Source organism: Nostoc sp. ChiVER01 (assembly GCF_034531155.1).
GTDB lineage: Bacteria > Cyanobacteriota > Cyanobacteriia > Cyanobacteriales > Nostocaceae > Nostoc.
Genome location: NZ_JAVRBS010000012.1, coordinates 1 through 19,308, shown reverse-complemented (window position 1 = coordinate 19,308; position 19,308 = coordinate 1). Strand labels below are relative to the sequence as shown.

Sequence of the window (19,308 nt, the reverse complement as noted above, 5' to 3'; positions counted from 1 at the left end):
GTTTTGATGTCACAAAAGCAGGTTTTGATGTCGCAAAAGCAGGTTTTGATGTCGCAAAAGCAAGTTTATTAGTGCTTAATTAGTATTCTGTCAATAAATAATAGATCCCTTGTAGAGACGGCGATTTATCGCGTCTCCTAACCGTACATGAGATTTGAGCATTGGATAAAAGGTGTAACCCTGTAAATTTAGTAACCTAAGTTACTCACCACAAACTTAGATTTTGGAAATGATATTTTATATTTTATACCGCAATATAAATATAGGATATTAGCAGCATTTTAAATTACTAAGCATTTTACTGGAGACATAGCAATGCTTAACTATCCGTGAAAGCTTATCTGGTCACGATTTAGCTGTCTACCCTCAATCCTCAGCTAGGATTACACTCTGTTGTTTATCATGTAGCCCAATTTACAATAGTGTCAAACAGTACAACTAAGTATTACCTGAAATCTAACACTTAGTAAAGCAGTGTTTTCTTCTGTTCTTTAAGAGACGCTATGCGAATATTCCTTTGCGGTTACTGAGAAAGTTTAAGAGTAAAGGATCTCCTGTCTCCTAGCAAAATCTTTGATTTGGTGCGATGCAATATGGTGGGCATTCAGACCCCTACCATATTGCATCTCTTCAGCAAAACTACCTTCTTCAGCATCTACTATTATGAAAAAACGCATCATCCGTCTTTTCAGTGCATTTGTTTTAGCAATTGTCTTGACATTCGCGCCAATATCTGATTCCTACGCAAAATCACAACTTGATCCCTGTGCTTTCCAGCTAATTAACCTTGACAAATATGGTGGTGAAGAATTTGCTAATCCAGAGTCCGTTTCCTCTCAAAATGGAAGCTTAAAAGTAGATTTAAAAGTTCAGTACACTGACAAAGAAACAACAGAAATTGCTGGATGTAAAGTTAAACTTCGTTCTTATAACGGCAAGCTAGTAGGGCCGACACTGCGTGTTAAGCCAAATGACCTCATCAGTATTAACCTGATTAACACCCTACCACCAGAGCCGAAACAAGAAATAAATATGAATAAGCCTCACGGCTTCAACACGACTAACATACACACCCACGGACTTCATGTTTTATCGACAGGTAATTCTGATAATGTGCTGAAGGAAATGCCGCCAAAAGAAACGGATACAGACCCAGACCCTAATTACAATATTGGTGTTAAATTACCTGCCAATCATCCATCAGGTACATTTTGGTATCATCCCCACAAACATGGTTCAACTGCTTTACAAGTGTCTAGTGGAATGGTGGGAGCGATAATTGTTGAAGGTGGTGGACTGGACGAAATACCTGCAATTAAGAACGCCGAAGATAAGATATTTGTATTTCAGCAAATAACTTATGATACCAAAGGCGAAATAGATGAAAGTTACAACGGTTTTGGAATGGACTTGAATCAATCTGCGTGGTCTTTATCAGGTCGTCAAACTACCATCAATGGTCAAATTTATCCAACAATCAGAATAAAGCCTGGAGAAATGCAACGTTGGCGATTTATCCATGCTGGTGTTCGTGATGCCTTGAATCTGTCACTCAGACCTGTATCCATATCTAAAAGAATTAGAACCCAAGTTAAACTTCATGAAATTGCTATAGATGGAATTGCGCTAGGCACAATTGATTCTTGGTCAACCCTCGAACTTGAACCTGGCTATCGTAGCGATGTGCTAGTTCAATTTCCTAGTCCTAGAAATCCGTTAGTTCAAGAGTACGAACTTGTAGACGTTGCTACACCGCCGGAAAAATCACTACTAGGCGTTCCGGAAGATGAAGAAGTACTAGCTAAGGTGATAGTAGAAGGTAATCCTGTAAAACTAAATGATGATACTAACCCAGAATTGCCAGGAAGCAAGAAATTCTTAGCGGATTTATTAAAGGCAAAACAAAAAGATGCACCACCAGACATTACTAGAATAGATGGACGCCAAGAAGTCCTGTTTGATATTCAATTACCTAATCAATTTTCTGATGAAAAAGCCCCTAAGTTTATGGTCAATGGTACACCATTTGATATCAATGACCCCAACCCCATCACTTTGCAACTTAAAAAAGCTGATGAGTGGGTTCTCAAGTCAGCGTTCGTTAATCACCCTTTCCATATTCACGTTAATCCCTTCCAGTACACTCGAAAAGATCCTAATGGAAACGACGAGGTAATTTGGCGGGATACACTCTTAGTGAGACAGGGTAAAGATGAAATCATTAAGAGCCGTTATGATTCATTTCCTGGCAAATTCGTTCTCCATTGCCATATCTTAGACCACGAAGATCAAGGAATGATGAAACTCGTTCAAATAATTCAATAATGGACTTGAGCTATAGCAGTCAAAATCAATCGTGAACAATAAGATACCCGACTTCTTTGAGAAGTCGGGTATCTTAATCTTTCGATTTTCGCGGTTTATGTATAGAACAAAATTAGTAACAACAGCTACATTGCATCGGCTAGAGGGGGATAAGACAAACTACACTAAAAATTTATTTTTCTAACTTAAAATTTTATTTTATTTATATGTTAAGTAGCTTTCACTATTTTATCTGTATAATCTATCATTCAGTTTAAATTATTGAATGTATAATCTATGATTCAGTCTTATTGATTATTGACCTCTGATACTTATTGAGCGGTTGAAGTTTGGGTATTATGACATCTATTTTTAAGACATAACATACCACTCACCTAGTAGTTATTTATTAACGGAATTTTAAAACTTATGTAGGCAGACTCTATCCTAGACATTGCCTGAACTTGTGCTTCAAAAATCATGAGCCATTATATGAATAGTTAGCACGTTTACGGCACTATCTATGTCAGAAGACTTATTAAACTCCTTTCAAGAAGCATACAGTAATCTCGAACTGTTTCCGTTGATGGAACAGAACGAAATGGAAAGATTTCGAGTCGAATATGGTGATGATTTGATTGCAGACCTGAATCAATTAGTGGAAGATAGTCCTAATGGAGATGGCAAAATTGTCTTTACAGGACATCGGGGATGTGGTAAGTCTACTTTATTAGCTGAATTTAGCCGGCAAATTCAAGATAAATATTTTGTTGTTCTATTTTCTATTGCTGACAAAATTGAAATGTCGGCGGTTAATCATATTAATATACTGTTTGCGATCGCAGTTAATTTAATGACAGAGGCAGAAGCACGCAAAGTTGATATTCCGCAATCGACTAAAGAAGCTCTTTATAAGTGGTTTGCTACCCGCACTCGGACTGAAGAATCAAATTTGCAGGTAGAAGCTAGTGTAGGTTTTGACCTATTAAAGTTGATTAGTTCTAAATTAAAAGCTGATGCTAGCGTTCGGGATGAAATTAAGCAAGAATTTGAACGCAAGTTATCAGATTTAGTTGCTAGAATTAATGAAATAGCTGCTTTAATTCAAGCTGCGACTAAACAAAATGTTTTAGTAATTATTGATGATTTAGATAAATTGGATTTAGGCAGAGTTAATGAGATTTATCGAGATAACATTAAAGCTCTTTGTCAACCTAACTTTCAAATCATCTACACTATCCCGATCGCAGTCCTTCGAGAAACATTTATCAGCACAATAATTGCCACTGAAACCAACGATCAAGTTGTGGCAATGCCTGTGTTAAAAATTTTTGATAAAGGTAAAAATCGCTTCCCCAATGCTCAACCTCGCCCGGAAGCAACAAATATTCTCGGTGAAGTTTTACAAAAGCGAATTTCCAGTGACTTAATCACGGCAGAAACTGCTGAAAAAATTGTAATTTACAGTGGTGGCGTATTGCGAGAGTTAATTCGGATTTCTAAAGAATGTTGCCGTATATGTTTGCGAATGATCCGGCGAAATCCCACAGCCGAAGTTATTATTGATGATAAAATTCTCCTGCAAGCAATCAATAAAATTCGCAATGACTTTTCTATACGTTTAGGAAAAGTTGATACAGATATTTTGCAGAGTGTTTATGAACAATTTATGCCCAATGACCCCAAACAAGCAGAGTTTTTGGATTTGCTACATGGGCTGTATGTTCTAGAATATCGCACTGATGAAACTTGGTACGATGTTCATCCAATTATTATCGAAAGCTTGAGAAGACAGGGAGCGATTAATGTTAAATGAAGAATTGTTTGATGAAGGAGAAAATCAAGATGCGTATGATGATTTAATTGTTTCTATTGAAGCTCAAAAGCGGGGATTAAATTTACTGATTGCAGTTTGCGATGATGCTAGCTTTCGTGATGAGATTATTGCCCAGTATGAAGCCGAACTAGAACCTACTTTCCGTGCATATCGAGAAACTTTAGCACGCCAGGAACCGAGCCTAAAAGCTGCGCTTAATCAACTGCTACAACAAGAAGAATATCTCCGTCAGCAGAACCCGGCGATAATTACTGTGACGGGCGCTGAACAACTTTATTTTCTGAGATTGGGAAAAGAGCAATCGGAACAGGAGAAATTTTTTGGTTACTTACAGTGGACAAGGGAAGGATTGCGCGAGTTTCCGTTTGCGATCGTGCTTTGGGTAACTAATCAAATTTTAGTTAATCTGATTAAAAAAGCTCCTGATTTTTGGAGTTGGCGCAATGGTGTATTTCGGTTTGAATCTAAAAAGACGAATGCTATTCCTGGTAAAGAATTAGAACATATACGTTTTGTTTTTAGAGATACGGAATTAGCCAGCACAGATACTAATGAAGATAACTCCTTTTTCTTGCCCATCCAAGATTTACAAGGATTAATTGAGAAAGTAGAACAAGAACAGGGAACTAAAGACCGCAGTTTGGCTACTTTATACTCAAGATTAGGTGATATTTACCGCAGCAGATTAGAGCGGGGTGAGTCTCAGAATTATCAAGAAGAACAAGAACTAGCAATAAAGTATTGGCGTAAGGCGATTGAGCTACAAAATGAATCGGGTTTGCAGATAGATTTAGCTACTAGCCTCGACAATTTAGCAGGAATCTATCGTGCAACAGGACACTACAGCGAAGCCGAACCATTATATCAACAAGCTTTGGAATTGAGGAAACGCCTGTTAGGAGACAATCATCCTTCTTTTGCTACTAGTCTGAATAATTTGGCAGGACTCTACAAATCTACTGGACAATATACTAAAGCAGAACTTTTATATCAAGAAGCTTTGGAACTGAGGAAACACCTGTTAGGAGAAAACCATGCCGATGTTGTCGCCAGTCTTAATAATTTGGCATTACTATATGATGAACAAGGACGTTATGAAGAAGCAGAGCCTCTGTATCTGCAATCATTAGAACTCGAAAAACGTTTGGTTGGCGAAAATCATCTTTCTTTCACTTTTATACTGAATAATTTAGCGCTACTTTATTATCATCAAGGACGTTACAGTGAAGCTGAACCGTTGTCGTTACAAGCAATAGAACTAGATAAGCGATTTTTGGGAGAAGACAATCCTGATGTTGCAACAGATTTGCACAATTTAGGATTGATATACCGTGCTCAAGGACGCTACGATCAAGCCGAATCTTTGTTTTTGGAATCGTTGGAACTTAAGGAACGTTTATTACAAAAGGCGCATCCGCTTTTAGCAGATACTATCTATGCTCTTGGTTTTATGTACAGGGAGCAGGGACGTTACAATGAAGCGGAACCCTTATGTGTAAAAGCCTTAGAACTTGATAAGCACCTATTGGGAGAAAATCATCCCAATGTTGCTGAAAGTCTCAATAATCTGGCAGAGATTTATCGTGAAACTGGACGTTACAGCGAAGCAGAACCGCTTTATTTGCAAGCTTTAGATATTTGTGAACGAGTCTGGGGTGTTAATCATATTCGTAGTGTGGCTGTGCGGGAGAATTTAGAAAAACTTGCGGTGGAAATGGGGAGAAGTTAATAATTCCATTGATTGATTGAGAATAACGAACTGGTTTTTAAGCACATAGCTCATCGCCTCAAGATTGAAGATTGCTGCAACAATTGACTGATAGCTCATGTTTTTTGATGAGTCCGAGTTTTGATAGACTGCCAAAATACCTGGATGAACTGGTTCAGCTTGATGAAGTCGCCCTTTAATATAAAGTTGTCGTCGCCAAGGGTGAGGACGTGTGACTAAATATTTCCAATCTTCTGTTTGGCTAGCAGTTTGTAAAGATTGAATCAGGGCACTAATCAGGGCAAAGCGATCGCTTACAGACAATTTGAAAGCTTGTTCTTTGAGTTCTTGTAATGACATAAAGGCTTTTCCTAACAGTGCTTATGCTCATTCTAGACACAAACCTGCTTGCGGCAACTTGGGCATTTTTAAGAGACGTTGCAATGCAACGTCTCTACATCTGGGTTATTGCATGAGAATTTGACGGATTAAAATGCTCATAACCTCATCTGGGTTATCAGTTGGTTGCAGTGAACTCCAGTCACCAACACTGGCGTAGCCAATTACCTGTAAATAGTGGATTGTGCTGGTAACGGCTTTGGGAGAACCAATGAGTAGATGCTTTATCCGTTCTCTCTTGGGAAATGAACTCTCAGACGATTGATTGCTGATGGGTGGACTGGAATCGCCCCCACGCAGATATTCTTCTAATTTTGACTTTTGACTTTTGACTTTTGACTCCCCCGCAGGGGCCGGCTGGGCGGAATTTTTCAATTGTGCCATTATTGTATTCATACTCCGATTTTGGGGTTTAGATAAGGGCGATCGCACACTTCTTTCCGGGATGAGGCGATCGCCTTTATCGATTTTGGGGTTTAGATAAGAGCGATCGCTGTTTTCTTTGTGGGATTGGGCGATCGCCTTTATCATATTTAGATATTAAAGTATAATTTTATACTTGTCAACTACTATTTGGAGAATTATTAATAAAAACTCTCAAATTTTAACGGCAATAAATGATGCATAGAAAATTGATTATTCCTCTTTTGTTAAAGAAAATAAATTTCTTAATTGTTTAGTTTTTATTTGAGTAGCGATCGGCTTTTACCCAAGCCAGATTTACACTATATTTACACTATATAAATAATTGCGTTATCAGAAATCGGATCGTTAGCTGTTGGAGTTTAAGAACAAATGCGATGTCTGACGACAAGCGGCTGGATATTTGAAAAGTGTCGTAAAACTCGCCGCAGCAATGCAGAACAATGGGAGTGCGATCGCACTGCATAGAACAAAAATCTAATTTTGGGTTAAGCTAAACGCTAAAATATCATACAAAATGAGATATTTTCATTTTGAGGCTCTAACCTAGAGATAGCAAAATGGCTAAAGATGTTTTCCATCAACAGGTAAAAAAAGCATTAATAAAAGATGGGTGGATAATTACTCACGATCCTTTTACAATTCGTATTAGTAAAGCAATTAAACTATAAATAAATTTAGCGGCTGAAAATACCATTGCCGCAGAACGAAGTTAGATCCCCGACTTCTTTAAGAAGTCGGGGATCTGATTGGATTAGGGATCTGATTGGATTGAAAGGGCATACTAAAGCAAAATCTCATATTCTTGCCTATGCCGCGACGACAAACCCCTCTGCAAACTGGCAACTTTTACCATGTTTATAATCGGGGGAACAATCGCCAAAAGATTTTCTTTGAGCGTGAGAACTATATTTATTTTCTCCGGTTGATAAGGGAACATTTGATAACTAATGCAGTAGATATTGTTGCTTACTGTTTAATGCCTAATCATTATCACCTTTTGATCTATCTAAGAGATGAAACTCTGTCTGATGCAATGAAATCCCTCTCTCTTTCCTACACAAAGGCAATTAATAAGCGTTTCAATCGTTCTGGGGTGCTATTTCAGGGAAGGTTTCAAAGTATTCATATTTTACAAACTGACTATCTTCTCAACCTCTCACGTTATATTCATTTAAATCCGGTGAAAGCAGAACTGGTGCAGCAACCTGAAGAATGGGAGTTTTCCAGCTATTTGGAATATGCAGGATTACGAGGAGGAACACTAGCCAAAACAGAGTATATCAAGATGCAAACTGAGTCAGAATTAGCTTATCAGCAATTTTTAACGGATCATAACCTACCTGATAGTCCTGGTTTCAAAAGACTGCTACTGGATGATTAGCCTAACTAAAGATCCCCGATTTCTTAAAGAAGTCGGGGATCTGAATAATCGTAGTGGAAAGTGCGTAGGCGTAGCCCGTCGTAGACATCGCTCTACTAGCGAACTGCGACGAAACCAGCTTGCTCAATTGCCCTTTGTCCCTCATCAGTTAATAAAAGCTTGGCATAAGCATCTCCAATCTGCTGTTCTTGACCTTTATTCTGCTTAATAATCACAAACAAGTTAGCGATTAAGGGATAGCTGCCATCTTTTATAGCCTGAGTATTTAGCTGATTGCGCTGACGTAGACATTGCTCAGGTGACACCAGAGGTTCGCGGTAGGGAGCAATTAGCTGACTAGAAGTGCTACCCAATGGCAAAGCCTTCACACTACATTGAGGTAATACTGAACGGGCAGAAGCGTAATAAACACTACCAGGAGTTTTACTCAGTTGGCGCACTGCCTCTGTAGTAGAGTAGACATACTGCACATTAGAGCCAAATGCTTGCCCCTTCAAGTTGCTGTTGCTAGGGAATATGACTGTATCCGCGTCTTCTGGTCTTTGAGACAAAGGTGTGATGGCTAGGTTTGGCCCACCTACTTGATTCCAGTTAGTAATTTTGCCTAAATAAATTTGCTGCAATTGGTCAACAGTTAAACCAGGCACATTAAGTGATGGGTTGACTACTACTGCTACTCCATCCATACCTACTTGACGTTGCTCAAGGGTAAAGCCTCGCTCTTTTGCCATAGCTTGTTCTTCATCTGTTAGGGGACGGGAAGACTGAGCAAAGTCTATTTTCCCATCAAGCAACATCCGAATGCCGGAGCTAGAACCAGGGCTACCACTAACAGGGTTTACATAGCGTAATTGTAATTCTGGGCGATCGCTCTGGATCTGAGAATCTACCAATTGCCGGATAGATGCCCAAGCTGTACTGCCTCCGTAGTTAAATGACGCATTAGGAACATCAGTAACTGTCTGGAAGGTTGATGCACTACTAGAGAGGCTGTTTAAATTTTGATTAGAGGAATTAACGCTGTTGCGGGACAATAAATTCGGCTTGAGTAACCACCATAGCAGTCCGCCAATAACCATAAGTGTCAGCACTTTCCCAATAATTAAACCTCTCAAAAAGAGGCCAATTTCACCGTTAATTAAAGCTTTTCTTTGATTTGTATTGTCCATGTCTTTAAATGTTGTTTATTATATTTATCCTACAGGAATCTATAAATATTTAGATTGAGAATAAATCTTGAATAAGCCAGTTAATAGGGGATTTTATGATTGCTGGTAAATGATCTAAGTCTTTCTCAATGTATTAAGGTTCAATTTCCTCTTTTATAGTCTTTGCAATGGTGGAATTGCTTTTATAGACTCCTCTGTTAGCTGCTGATTTAGCTATTAGGTCATTGACGTTAATAATTACTGAACCGTGGCTCAAGCAATTTTTCTCTAAAATTATTTAATTGAGTAGGTTGGTTTGGAGGTGATGTACCTGTATTAATAAATGTATAGATTAAAACTATTACTATCAAACTAGTGATAGTACCAAGCCCTATTCCCAATAGCAAAATAAAATTTTTATAACTTAAAAAATAACTATCATCAGTGTCTTGGTTTATGGCAGTAGATTGTAAGGACTCTGACAACACCAGATCGGAATTAAGCGCTTGCAAAGCTTCTGTGGCAGATTGGTAACGCTGGCTATAGCGATCGCAAACCATCGTATCTAAAATATTTGCCAGAGCATCGCTTACCTGTGCCTTATCGCGCCAGAGAACTGCTCCACTATTAGGATCTTCTTGTAGTTGTTCAGGCATTAAACCTGTCAAAGCTTGAATACCAATCATCCCTACTGCATAAATATCGCTGCAAAGTCTTGGTTTTCCCTTAGCCTGTTCGCTTGGCATATATCCAGGAGTTCCAACAGAAATTGTTAAGCCTGCTCCTAAAGCACCAATTTTTTTAATACTTCCAAAGTCAATTAGCACAATCTTCTGATCTGAGTGCCGCCGCATTAAATTTTGGGGCTTAATATCCCGATGAATAATGTTATTTTGGTGGACGAAGGACAGAACTTCTAGGATATCTTTTAATAAATTTAAGACTGTATTTTCGCTAAGGGGCTGACCTGGTACAATTTCTTGAGTCAATGCATGACCGTCAATAAATTCTTGAACTAAATAGAAATCCCCATCTTCATTAAAATGGGCAAATAGTCTAGGAATTTGGTCGTGGTCGTTACCTAGTTGGTATAAAACTTCCGCTTCCCGATCAAATAGGCTTTTAGCGATGGGTAGAACAGCAGGATTGGTATCTTTTGGGTGAAAATGTTTAACTACACAATTGGGTCGTCCTGGTAAATCTAGGTCTAAAGCTAAGTAGGTATCACCAGAACCACCACTTCCTAAGTGTTTGACAATCTCAAAGCGATTCCGAAGTGTTTTTCTAGCCAGGGAGTATTGATGGCTTTTACGTCTACTACCTGATAACAAGTAAGTATTACCAGAGCCTCCGCTTTGAAACAGTTTGACTGTTTCAAAGCGACTTCGGAGTTTTTTTCTAACTAGAGGGTTCTGGCTCATGTGGCGTATACTACTCGTTAATTTACTGACCATTCAGAGCTTGGGTGAGGTTATGAATGCCTGCCACTATATTTGTTAGTATTTGTGGCTATCAGCTTCTCAGACTACCTATGCTTTTGAGGAATTTTATAATTGGCCGCTTGAGTGGTTTATTTCATACCTTTATGCGTATCTTAATATAAAAATTTGTTTTTGTAATAGTTACTATAAATTTTACCACTTAAGTAAATTTAACACTAGCCCACAGTAGTTATAACTGTCGGCAGACGACGACATTCAGGAGTCAGGAGATTTATTTGAATCTTAGGACTGATTGCTGACAAAACCTGTAACAGTGGCATAAGTATCTTTACAACGTCCACTAAAATTATGTTACCAGATTTTAGGTATTACTGAGGGCGATCGCGTTGTAATATCAACCAACATAAAGTCGACGAAACTAAAAAAGAGCAAGAGCAACAGGTAAGCTTTTGGGGTAAATATCGAATGATGAGTTTTTACGTAAATAGGTATAACTTGTCAATCTTTTAGGTTGATTCAATAGTTTCTACAAAACATCCAACTTTTCCGACCTTTCCCACCTTTTATTCACGGCACTATGACTTGCAATAACTCAGTTGCATAACAATGTTTTAGATAACTTCTTAGATATCTAGTTTTCTAGAAACAGTCCTAATTTAGATTTTGCTGCTAGCTTATAGATAAAATAATGTGATTTTAAGGTAGTTAACTGCAACTGTAGCATTCTAGTAATGAAAAAAGCCCCCTAGTGGGGGCTTATTAAGTTGTCCGCGTGGAATGAACAACTAATAATTAATACTCACAATAGATATAGTAATCCGAACAGAATAATCCAAATTACGTCAACGAAGTGCCAATAGATTTCAGCTGCTTCAATACCAAAGTGCTTTTCATTACTATAGTGACCCGGAACGCGCGATCGCCATAACACGGCAACGATTGCCAAAACGCCGATAGTAACGTGCAATCCGTGGAAACCTGTCAAAACGTAAAATGCACTAGCAAATAAATTGGTAGTTAAACCAAATTCTAAATGGGTATATTCATATACTTGACCCACTAAGAAGATAGCACCCATTGCAGCCGTAATTGCTAACCAAATCTGGGCACCCCGCGCATCATTCTTTTTAATAGCAGTGTCGGCATTGTGCATGACAAAACTACTAGAAATTAGATTGATGGTGTTGACTCCAGGTAACAGTAGTTCTAATTCTGGAGTACCTGCTGGCGGCCATGCGGGTAAGGTAGCGCGGAAAGCCAAATAGGCTCCGAACAACCCCATAAAAATCATCCCTTCAGCAATCAGAAAGACAATTAGCCCAAACATCCGATGGTCTGGATGTTCTTCGTGATGGCCGACGGAGGCTTCCGCCGCGTGGTGATGATTTAGTTCGGTTTTAGCTGGGTCAATAGTTTGACTTTGCATGAATTTTTATAAGTGGGGAGTGGGGAGTGGGGAGTGGGGAGTGGGAGTTAGGAGTTGGGAGTTAGAAATTTTGAACTAACAACTTTATTAAACTCATAACTTATCACTCCTAACTCATTACTTTATTTGCGGTCTTCGGGATTAGCAGCAACGGCTGGATCGGGTTTTGCTCTCAATACTGAGTTTGGGCCACCAGACAAGACTGGGTCGGGATCAGATAAAGGTACACCTTCGTCAGCTTTTTCCAAGCCGTAATCGTAGGGGCCTGTAGCTAGTACTGGAGTTTGATCAAAATTCTCGATCGCAGGTGGTGATGTCGTCATCCACTCTAAGGTCAGTGCCTTCCAAGGATTATTACCAGCTTTCTCGCCGTATAACCAACTCCAAATCGCATTGATGATGAAGGGGAATGTCGAAACTGCTAGTATGTAAGCGCCATAAGTGCAGATTTCGTTGAGAAAGGTAAATTTGGGGTCATACTGGGCGATGCGGCGGTTCATGCCCATTAATCCCAGCTTGTGCATTGGTAAGAAGGTCATGTTTAGACCGACAATTGTTAAGGCAAAGTGAACCTTACCCCAAAACTCGTTCACCATTCGTCCCGTCATTTTCGGGAACCAGTGGTAAATCGCCGCATAAATGCCGAGAACGCTACCACCAAATAGAACGTAGTGCAAGTGTGCCACTACAAAATAGGTATCGTGAACGTGAATGTCAAAAGGCACTGCTGCCAACATTACGCCACTGATCCCGCCAATCACAAAGGTGCCAACAAAACCCATTGCGAACAGCATGGCAGTGTTAAGCCGGATTTTTCCACCCCACATGGTTCCTAACCAACTGAAAATTTTAATTCCTGTGGGTACGGCAATGATCATGGTGGTGATCATGAAGAACATCCGCAACCAACCGGGAATACCACTGGTAAACATGTGGTGCGCCCAGACAATTAGCCCTAAAAAGCTGATAGCCAGAGATGAGTAGGCGATCGCTTTATAGCCAAAAATCGGCTTGCGGGAATGCACGGGGATAATTTCTGAAATTGCTCCAAAGAAGGGCAAAATCATGATGTAAACTGCTGGGTGGGAGTAAAACCAGAACATGTGTTGGTACACAACTGGGTCGCCACCGCCAGTCGGGTTAAAAAATGTCGTTCCTGCTAATAAGTCAAAAGCCAGCAGAATTAAACCAGCTGCTAGCACTGGTGTAGATACCAAAGTCAATGCTGAGGTAGCAAACATCGCCCAGCAGAACAAGGGCATTTGGTGAACGCCCATACCAGGGATACGCATCTTGAGCAAGGTAACGAGAAAATTGATTGCCCCTAAAATCGATGACGTACCTAGTAGGAGGACGCTCATAATCCAAATTCCCTCACCTACTTGACCTGTTACCAAGCTCAGGGGAGGGTAGGAAGTCCAACCCGCATCCGGTGCATCGCCTACCACTAAACTAGCGATCAACAATACACCCGCAGGGGGAATCATCCAAAAGGCAACAGCATTCAAGCGTGGGAATGCCATATCCTTTGCCCCAATCATCAAGGGAATCAGGAAGTTAGCAAAACCCGCACCTGCTGGCACAATCCACAAGAAAATCATGATCGTGGCGTGCAGCGTAAATAAGCTGTTGTAGACTTCAGGGGTGACAAAATCGACTTCCGGGGTTCGCAGTTCTGTACGAACCAAGTCAGCCATCACCCCACCAATACAGTAAAAAATGAACGTAGTGACTAGGTATTGAATCCCAATCACCTTATGGTCGGTGTTGAAACTAAAGTAGTCTTGCCATTTTCTGCTCCCTAGCTCCTCATCAAGAGCAGGGGCGTTGGCAGTTTCTTGCACTTGAGCTTGGGTCATAGTCATTAGTCATTGGTCATTAGTCATTAGTCGTTAGTCATTGGATTTTGACTAAATAACATATTGACTAATGGTGAACTTGATGGAGGATTTCTGGTTTAATTCCCATGTCCTTGGTGTAAGGAGCGAGAAATTCATTTGGAGATAAATCAGCACTGTTAAGAGCAACGGCTTGATTTAGTGTTTCTTTGCTGGCAACTAGCTGTTCTTGCATCCATTTGTCAAAGGCTTCTTCCGGCTCAACGACTACTGTTGCTCTCATTGCACCGTGGTAGGGGCCACAAAGTTCAGCACAGATTAAGGCATAGTCTCCTGCTTTTTTGGGAGTGAAGCGAATCTCGCTTTGCCTACCGGGGATCGCATCTTGTTTTAGACGGAACTCTGGCACCCAAAAGGCATGGATGACATCGTTGGCTGTCATATTGATTTCCACTTCTCGCCCGATGGGTACGTGCATTTCACCTGTAGTTATACCAGTTTCGGGATAGGTGAAAAGCCAAGCATATTGTAGACCTGTGACGTTGACCTGTAATCCTGGTGGTTTGCCTGCTTTATCAGGAGTTCCCCCAATTGTCGGAGCAACACTACCAACACCAGGAGCATTCCGCTTTTGGGGAATTTGATCAGCATTACGAACTGCTGCGGTAGCTGGGTCTTGCATTGCCTCATCAGATTTTTCTTGATTGAGGTTGGGTTCGGTGCTAGGAGGAGTATCACTTAAAGTTGCCGCCATCGCACTTCCAGGCATTGCCATTGACTCCTGATTCATCATCGGCGCTTCATGAATAGCATGGGGATCAAAGCCACCGATTTCGTTGTAGACATCAAAGCTGTAAACAGAAATACCGATAACGATAATTGCTGGGATCGCCGTCCAGAGAATTTCTAGAGGTACATTGCCCTCAACTGGTGGGCCGTCTTGATTGTCACCTGCACGCCGACGGTATCTAAATGCAGAGTAAATTAAAATACCTTCTACGAGCAGGAATATACCTGTAGAAATGATCATCATCGCGTTGAACAGACCATCAACCAATACGGCTTCATCCGTGGCTGCTGCTGGCAACAGACCGTGATTTTGACCGTACCAAAGGCTGACTAGCGTTAGCACGATGCCAATGAGTAATGTCCAGATTGAACTTGGAATCTTCACGGCTTACTTAATTGAATTTACTACGTTATCTTAAAGCTGCTCACTTACTAAGGTAGTCTAGGCTGTCAGACATGGGGGAGAATGGTCTGAAATTTTTATTAATTTTTTTGGCTATTTCACTAATTTTGAGTATGAGTTTACTATCATACAACGCCAAAAATAGATGGGAATCAGTAAAAAAATTTAAGGAAAAATTTAGAATGTTTAAATTAATTGTGATTAATCAATTTTTCACATCTTGAAAAATACCTAAAGCTTCAGGCAAAACCTTTCTGGAGTGATTCAAAGTATAAGTGAGTGCTAATCTATAAACCCTTAGCCTATACGCTAGGGTGGAGATGGGACACTAAAAGAAAATTGAAAATTTTAAGAGAGCCACCAAGAACGGGCAGAAGGTATCATTCATGAGCGAATTTGTCCTACAACAAAATGAAGCGGCAGTTGAGCAGCAAAAACCCAAGGAAATGATTCGTCGCTTGGTGTGGAAAATATGCATAGCCACCTTAATTTTGATGGCAATAGGCAGCGCCACCCGTGTGATGAATGCTGGACTTGCTTGCCCAGACTGGCCCTTATGCTATGGCGAACTGGTGCCAGCCAAGCAAATGAATCTCCAAGTGTTTTTGGAGTGGTTTCACAGATTGGATGCAGCTTTAATTGGTGTAAGCGCGATCGCACTTTTCGGTTTGTCCTGGTGGCATCGTCGTTTCTTACCCAGATGGCTGCCTTGGGCATCTACATTCGCCCTATTTTTAATTGTCTTCCAAGGCATCTTAGGGGGACTCACCGTTACCGAACTGTTGCGGTTTGATATCGTTACCGCCCATTTAGGAACGGCACTGTTGTTTTTTTGCACCCTGCTGATTATCGGCACAGCACTTACTCCCTATCAGGGCACTGGAACTGTTGGTAAGTTGCCTTGGGTTGGTTTAACTGCTGCTGTTCTGGTTTACCTGCAAAGTCTGCTAGGTGCTTTGGTAGGCTCTCGCTGGGCGCTGCACCAATGCCTCGGCGGTTCTCAACTTTGTACGGTAATGTACAGCCATATTGCTGGTTTGGTGCCGCCAACAGTGGCAACATTGGCAATGGTATTTATCTGTTGGCGGACACCAGCACTACATCCAGCCTTGCGGCGACTGGCAAATTTGGCTGGTGCATTACTAACCTTACAAATCTTGTTGGGATTCGCCACTTTCAAATTACATCTCCAAGTCGAGCCTCTCACCGTCTCTCACCAAGCTATAGGAGCTACTTTGCTGGGTACTTTGGTGGTTTTCACAGTTCTTGCCCTGCGTGACTCTGTGAGTGCTGAGTCACGAGTACTGTTAGCGGAAGCGGGGCGTTTAGCCCGTGCTGAGTAGGGAGTGGAGGAGATGAGGGAGCAGGAAAAGAAATCCTGACTCTTGTACAGACGTGATTAATCGCGTCTCTACTCTTAAATCAGCCCTGATGATGCGTCTGTGTTTTCATTTGCCTGAAAGAGCCAGCTAGAGCGGGGGCTGCATATACAGCAGATTTCAAGGAAGTGTTGTACACAAGCTTGCGTCTCAAAGCCAGGTATAAAACCTGTTTTACTTCTGAATCCTGACTCCTGAATTCTGCTGTAAGTTGTTGAAAAATAAGGAACCAGAGCCAAAATGATTGAGACTAATGTCTCTCGCCACCACGGAACATTTTTACAGGTAATTCAAAGTTACTACCAGCTAACCAAGCCTCGGATTATTCCGTTGCTTTTGATTACTACGGCTGGGAGTATGTGGATTGCTGCTAAGGGTGAAGTAGACCCATTGCTGTTGCTAGTAACTCTCACTGGTGGCACATTGGCTGCTGCAAGCGCCCAGACGATTAACTGTGTCTATGACCGGGATATTGATTATGACATGGAGCGGACGCGCCATCGTCCGATGCCATCCGGTAAGGTACAGCCGCGCGATGCTCTAATTTTTGCGATCGCACTAGCAACGATTTCCTTTACACTCTTGGCAGTATTTGCCAACCTGTTAGCCGCGCTGCTAGCTTTCTCTGGTATCGTCTTTTATATTTTGGTTTATACCCACTGGCTAAAACGCCACACCCCTCAGAATATCGTTGTTGGTGGTGCGGCTGGGGCGATTCCGGCTTTAGTGGGTTGGGCTGCTGTCACGGGGACATTAAGCTGGTCAGCATGGCTGATTTTTGCCATCGTCTTTTTATGGACACCACCCCATTTCTGGGCGCTAGCTCTGATGATTAAAGATGACTACGCAAAAGTTGGGATACCAATGTTACCTGTGATTGAAGGTACTACGGCAACTGTGAAGCAGATTTGGTACTATACGCTGGTAACAGTATTTGCAACCGTGTTATTGGTTTATCCTTTGGGCGCGAGTGGAATTCTTTATGCTGCGATCGCCCTAATTCTGGGAGGATTATTTATCCACAAATCTTGGCGTTTGTTGCACAACCCAGAGGATCGTGCTGTAGCTAAAGAGTTGTTTCTCTTTTCGATCTCCTACATGATGCTGTTGTGTCTGGGGATGGTAGTTGATAGTCTTCCCGTTACCCATAATTTAATTAGTGCGGTGAGTAATCATCTGCATTTTATTGGATAGGGGATGGAAAATTTAGCGATCGCGTTTGGTAAAGGGGCGCGATCGCATTTTTGGAAGTTCACTCTCGTCATCGTAGCCCATTTAACTTTTTAGTTAATTTGATGGCTAGTTTAGCTGCTTATACCTACTTGCTTAAAAAACCTCGATTGACATTTACCCAAAAGATTTACCTGTACTACCTTTTGCCATTTTTTAGTTCCGTCGAACTCACGTTAAATTAAGTATGGAGCATGGGGAATAAGAATGAGTCTTTGATACTCGTGAACAAGTCTTTACTCCACTTTCCTGCCTCCCCTGCTCCCTCATCCCCACTCCCCACATAATGAAAACTTGGCAAGTTGATTTTTATCGTCGTCCATTACCAGATGCATCTGGACAAATTTTATGGGAGTTGTTGATTTGTGATGCAACTCGCAGCTTTGAATATGAAGCTAGCTGTCTCCAGTCAGCAGCAAATTCTAATTGGGTTGCTGCTCAACTTGAGCTAGCCGCAGGTGAAAAATTGCCAGATGTGATTCAGGTATTTCGTCCTCAGTCTCTAAGTTTAATTGAGGCGGCGGGACGCAATTTAAGTATAAATGTCGAACCTACCCGCCATACTTTGGCGTTGAAGCAGTGGTTACAAGAAAAGCAGTATCCCTCAACCCTCGATAAACCACCTCCAGCACCATTACCAGAAAATCTCTGGGGAGAACAATGGCGTTTTGCAAGTTTAGCTGCTAGTGATGTGGAAACGAGTTTTAGCGATCGCCCCATTCCCATTTTGCACATCCCAGAACATCGAAAACCCATCAATTTGGGTTTAGCGTCAACAGTACCTGTCCCTGGTGTAGTAATTTATGGTGGACGGCAATCGATGCGCCTAGCGCGGTGGTTGCAGCAAGCCCGTCCCGTAGGCTTGAATTACATATCTGGCGCGCCAGACGGCTTAATATTAGAAGCTGGCTTAGTGGACAGATGGATTGTTGCTACTTTTGAAGACCCAGAAGTTACAACAGCAGCTCAAACATTTGAACAACGAAAAAAGCAAAGCCGAGGATTGCATTTTTTATTAGTTCAACCCGATGATTCCGGGATGACTTATAGCGGCTTTTGGTTATTGCGGGCAGAAGATTAATATTAATTACCAATAATATTTGTGCTTAAAGTTAGGCAAATGCGATCGCTTTTCTCTAATAAGCCAATGAGAATATTGCTTCTATATTTGTGTATATAAATTATTTATAGTAATTTTATGTACTAAAAATTATTGAAGTAAAAAAATATTTTTTGTATTTCATATTACTAATTTATTTAATATTTCTCCAGCCTAAAAACCAAACGACCAAAAAGACTATAAAGACTATTTCGTTAAGTACCTTTCCCTTGCTGCTATTGTTGCCGTTATTTTTGTATCAATTGCCTTCTCTACCTGGGCGATTTTTAATTATTTTTTACCTGATCTTCTTTTTCATCCTATGCCATGACATGAGCGATGATGATTTAAAACCGTTTTCATCACTATTTCATTGTTAGTAACATTTTTGTTGACACTAAAAAGCGCCCTCCTTTGCAGGAGAGCGCTTTTTAATTTAGCTAAAGCTTAGAATTAACCGTTGATAGCAGGAGCGCTCATTGCCACAGGAGCAACATCA

Annotated in this window: 15 protein-coding genes and 1 pseudogene; 9 read left to right on the top strand and 7 right to left on the bottom strand. The window is 40.9% G+C overall.

All coding sequences use genetic code 11. From position 1 onward, the window contains the following. Nucleotides 1-663 precede the first annotated feature (663 nt). The 3 genes from RMY00_RS16970 to RMY00_RS16960 all read left to right on the top strand — a co-directional run bounded on the left by RMY00_RS16970 (nucleotide 664) and on the right by RMY00_RS16960 (nucleotide 5,870). Nucleotides 664-2,325 (top strand): multicopper oxidase family protein, encoded by a 1,662-nt coding sequence (locus tag RMY00_RS16970; protein WP_322648644.1) that lies wholly within the window; start codon nucleotides 664-666, stop codon nucleotides 2,323-2,325. Nucleotides 2,326-2,827: 502 nt separating this feature from the next. Next, a complete protein-coding gene (locus RMY00_RS16965; protein WP_322648643.1) occupies nucleotides 2,828-4,120 on the top strand; it encodes an ATP-binding protein in 1,293 nt (430 codons plus the stop codon). Next, complete coding sequence (locus RMY00_RS16960) at nucleotides 4,110-5,870, top strand: tetratricopeptide repeat protein (protein ID WP_322648642.1); 1,761 nt, start codon at nucleotides 4,110-4,112, stop codon at nucleotides 5,868-5,870. The genes RMY00_RS16965 and RMY00_RS16960 overlap by 11 nt, the downstream gene beginning before the upstream one ends. On the opposite strand, the gene RMY00_RS16955 is transcribed toward RMY00_RS16960, so the two are convergent. Both RMY00_RS16955 and RMY00_RS16950 read right to left on the bottom strand, forming a co-directional pair. Beyond that, complete coding sequence (locus RMY00_RS16955) at nucleotides 5,835-6,209, bottom strand: hypothetical protein (protein WP_322648641.1); 375 nt, start codon at nucleotides 6,207-6,209, stop codon at nucleotides 5,835-5,837. The two genes, RMY00_RS16960 and RMY00_RS16955, sit on opposite strands and share 36 nt — an antisense overlap. Before the next feature lie 105 nt (nucleotides 6,210-6,314). Beyond that, complete coding sequence (locus RMY00_RS16950; protein ID WP_322648807.1) at nucleotides 6,315-6,632, bottom strand: hypothetical protein; 318 nt, start codon at nucleotides 6,630-6,632, stop codon at nucleotides 6,315-6,317. Nucleotides 6,633-7,231: 599 nt separating this feature from the next. Here RMY00_RS16950 and RMY00_RS16945 point away from each other — a divergent pair. Then, nucleotides 7,232-7,342: an element excision factor XisH family protein gene (locus tag RMY00_RS16945; RefSeq protein ID WP_322648640.1), complete on the top strand. Its 111-nt coding sequence runs from the start codon at nucleotides 7,232-7,234 to the stop codon at nucleotides 7,340-7,342. Nucleotides 7,343-7,482: 140 nt separating this feature from the next. Beyond that, the gene (locus tag RMY00_RS16940) at nucleotides 7,483-8,055 is read left to right on the top strand and encodes an REP-associated tyrosine transposase (RefSeq protein WP_322648639.1); all 573 of its coding nucleotides are present in this window, start codon (nucleotides 7,483-7,485) and stop codon (nucleotides 8,053-8,055) included. Nucleotides 8,056-8,150: 95 nt separating this feature from the next. On the opposite strand, the gene RMY00_RS16935 is transcribed toward RMY00_RS16940, so the two are convergent. The 5 genes from RMY00_RS16935 to RMY00_RS16915 all read right to left on the bottom strand — a co-directional run bounded on the left by RMY00_RS16935 (nucleotide 8,151) and on the right by RMY00_RS16915 (nucleotide 15,083). Further along, on the bottom strand, nucleotides 8,151-9,224 hold the full coding sequence (locus RMY00_RS16935; RefSeq protein ID WP_322648638.1) for a PstS family phosphate ABC transporter substrate-binding protein: 1,074 nt from the start codon (nucleotides 9,222-9,224) through the stop codon (nucleotides 8,151-8,153). 230 nt (nucleotides 9,225-9,454) lie between these two features. After that, entirely contained in the window at nucleotides 9,455-10,624 is a 1,170-nt protein-coding gene (locus RMY00_RS16930; protein WP_322648637.1) for a serine/threonine-protein kinase, read from the bottom strand. Between the two features lie 820 nt (nucleotides 10,625-11,444). Next, entirely contained in the window at nucleotides 11,445-12,071 is a 627-nt protein-coding gene (locus RMY00_RS16925) for a cytochrome c oxidase subunit 3 (protein WP_100898841.1), read from the bottom strand. A gap of 122 nt (nucleotides 12,072-12,193) precedes the next feature. Continuing rightward, the gene (ctaD, locus tag RMY00_RS16920) at nucleotides 12,194-13,930 is read right to left on the bottom strand and encodes a cytochrome c oxidase subunit I (RefSeq protein ID WP_322648806.1); all 1,737 of its coding nucleotides are present in this window, start codon (nucleotides 13,928-13,930) and stop codon (nucleotides 12,194-12,196) included. Nucleotides 13,931-13,997: 67 nt separating this feature from the next. After that, on the bottom strand, nucleotides 13,998-15,083 hold the full coding sequence (locus tag RMY00_RS16915) for a cytochrome c oxidase subunit II (protein ID WP_322648636.1): 1,086 nt from the start codon (nucleotides 15,081-15,083) through the stop codon (nucleotides 13,998-14,000). Between the two features lie 404 nt (nucleotides 15,084-15,487). Here RMY00_RS16915 and RMY00_RS16910 point away from each other — a divergent pair, with 404 nt between their 5' ends. The 4 genes and pseudogenes from RMY00_RS16910 to RMY00_RS16895 all read left to right on the top strand — a co-directional run. Then, complete coding sequence (locus tag RMY00_RS16910) at nucleotides 15,488-16,444, top strand: heme A synthase (RefSeq protein ID WP_322648635.1); 957 nt, start codon at nucleotides 15,488-15,490, stop codon at nucleotides 16,442-16,444. Between the two features lie 276 nt (nucleotides 16,445-16,720). Further along, nucleotides 16,721-17,674 carry a heme o synthase gene (locus RMY00_RS16905; RefSeq protein WP_229553424.1) on the top strand — a complete coding sequence of 318 codons (954 nt, stop codon included), beginning with the start codon at nucleotides 16,721-16,723 and terminating at the stop codon, nucleotides 17,672-17,674. Between the two features lie 322 nt (nucleotides 17,675-17,996). Further along, nucleotides 17,997-18,791 (top strand): Tab2/Atab2 family RNA-binding protein, encoded by a 795-nt coding sequence (locus RMY00_RS16900; RefSeq protein ID WP_322648634.1) that lies wholly within the window; start codon nucleotides 17,997-17,999, stop codon nucleotides 18,789-18,791. Nucleotides 18,792-19,026: 235 nt separating this feature from the next. Further along, nucleotides 19,027-19,140, top strand: a pseudogene (locus RMY00_RS16895) (PsaJ protein); the annotation flags it as partial. Nucleotides 19,141-19,308: the final 168 nt, after the last annotated feature.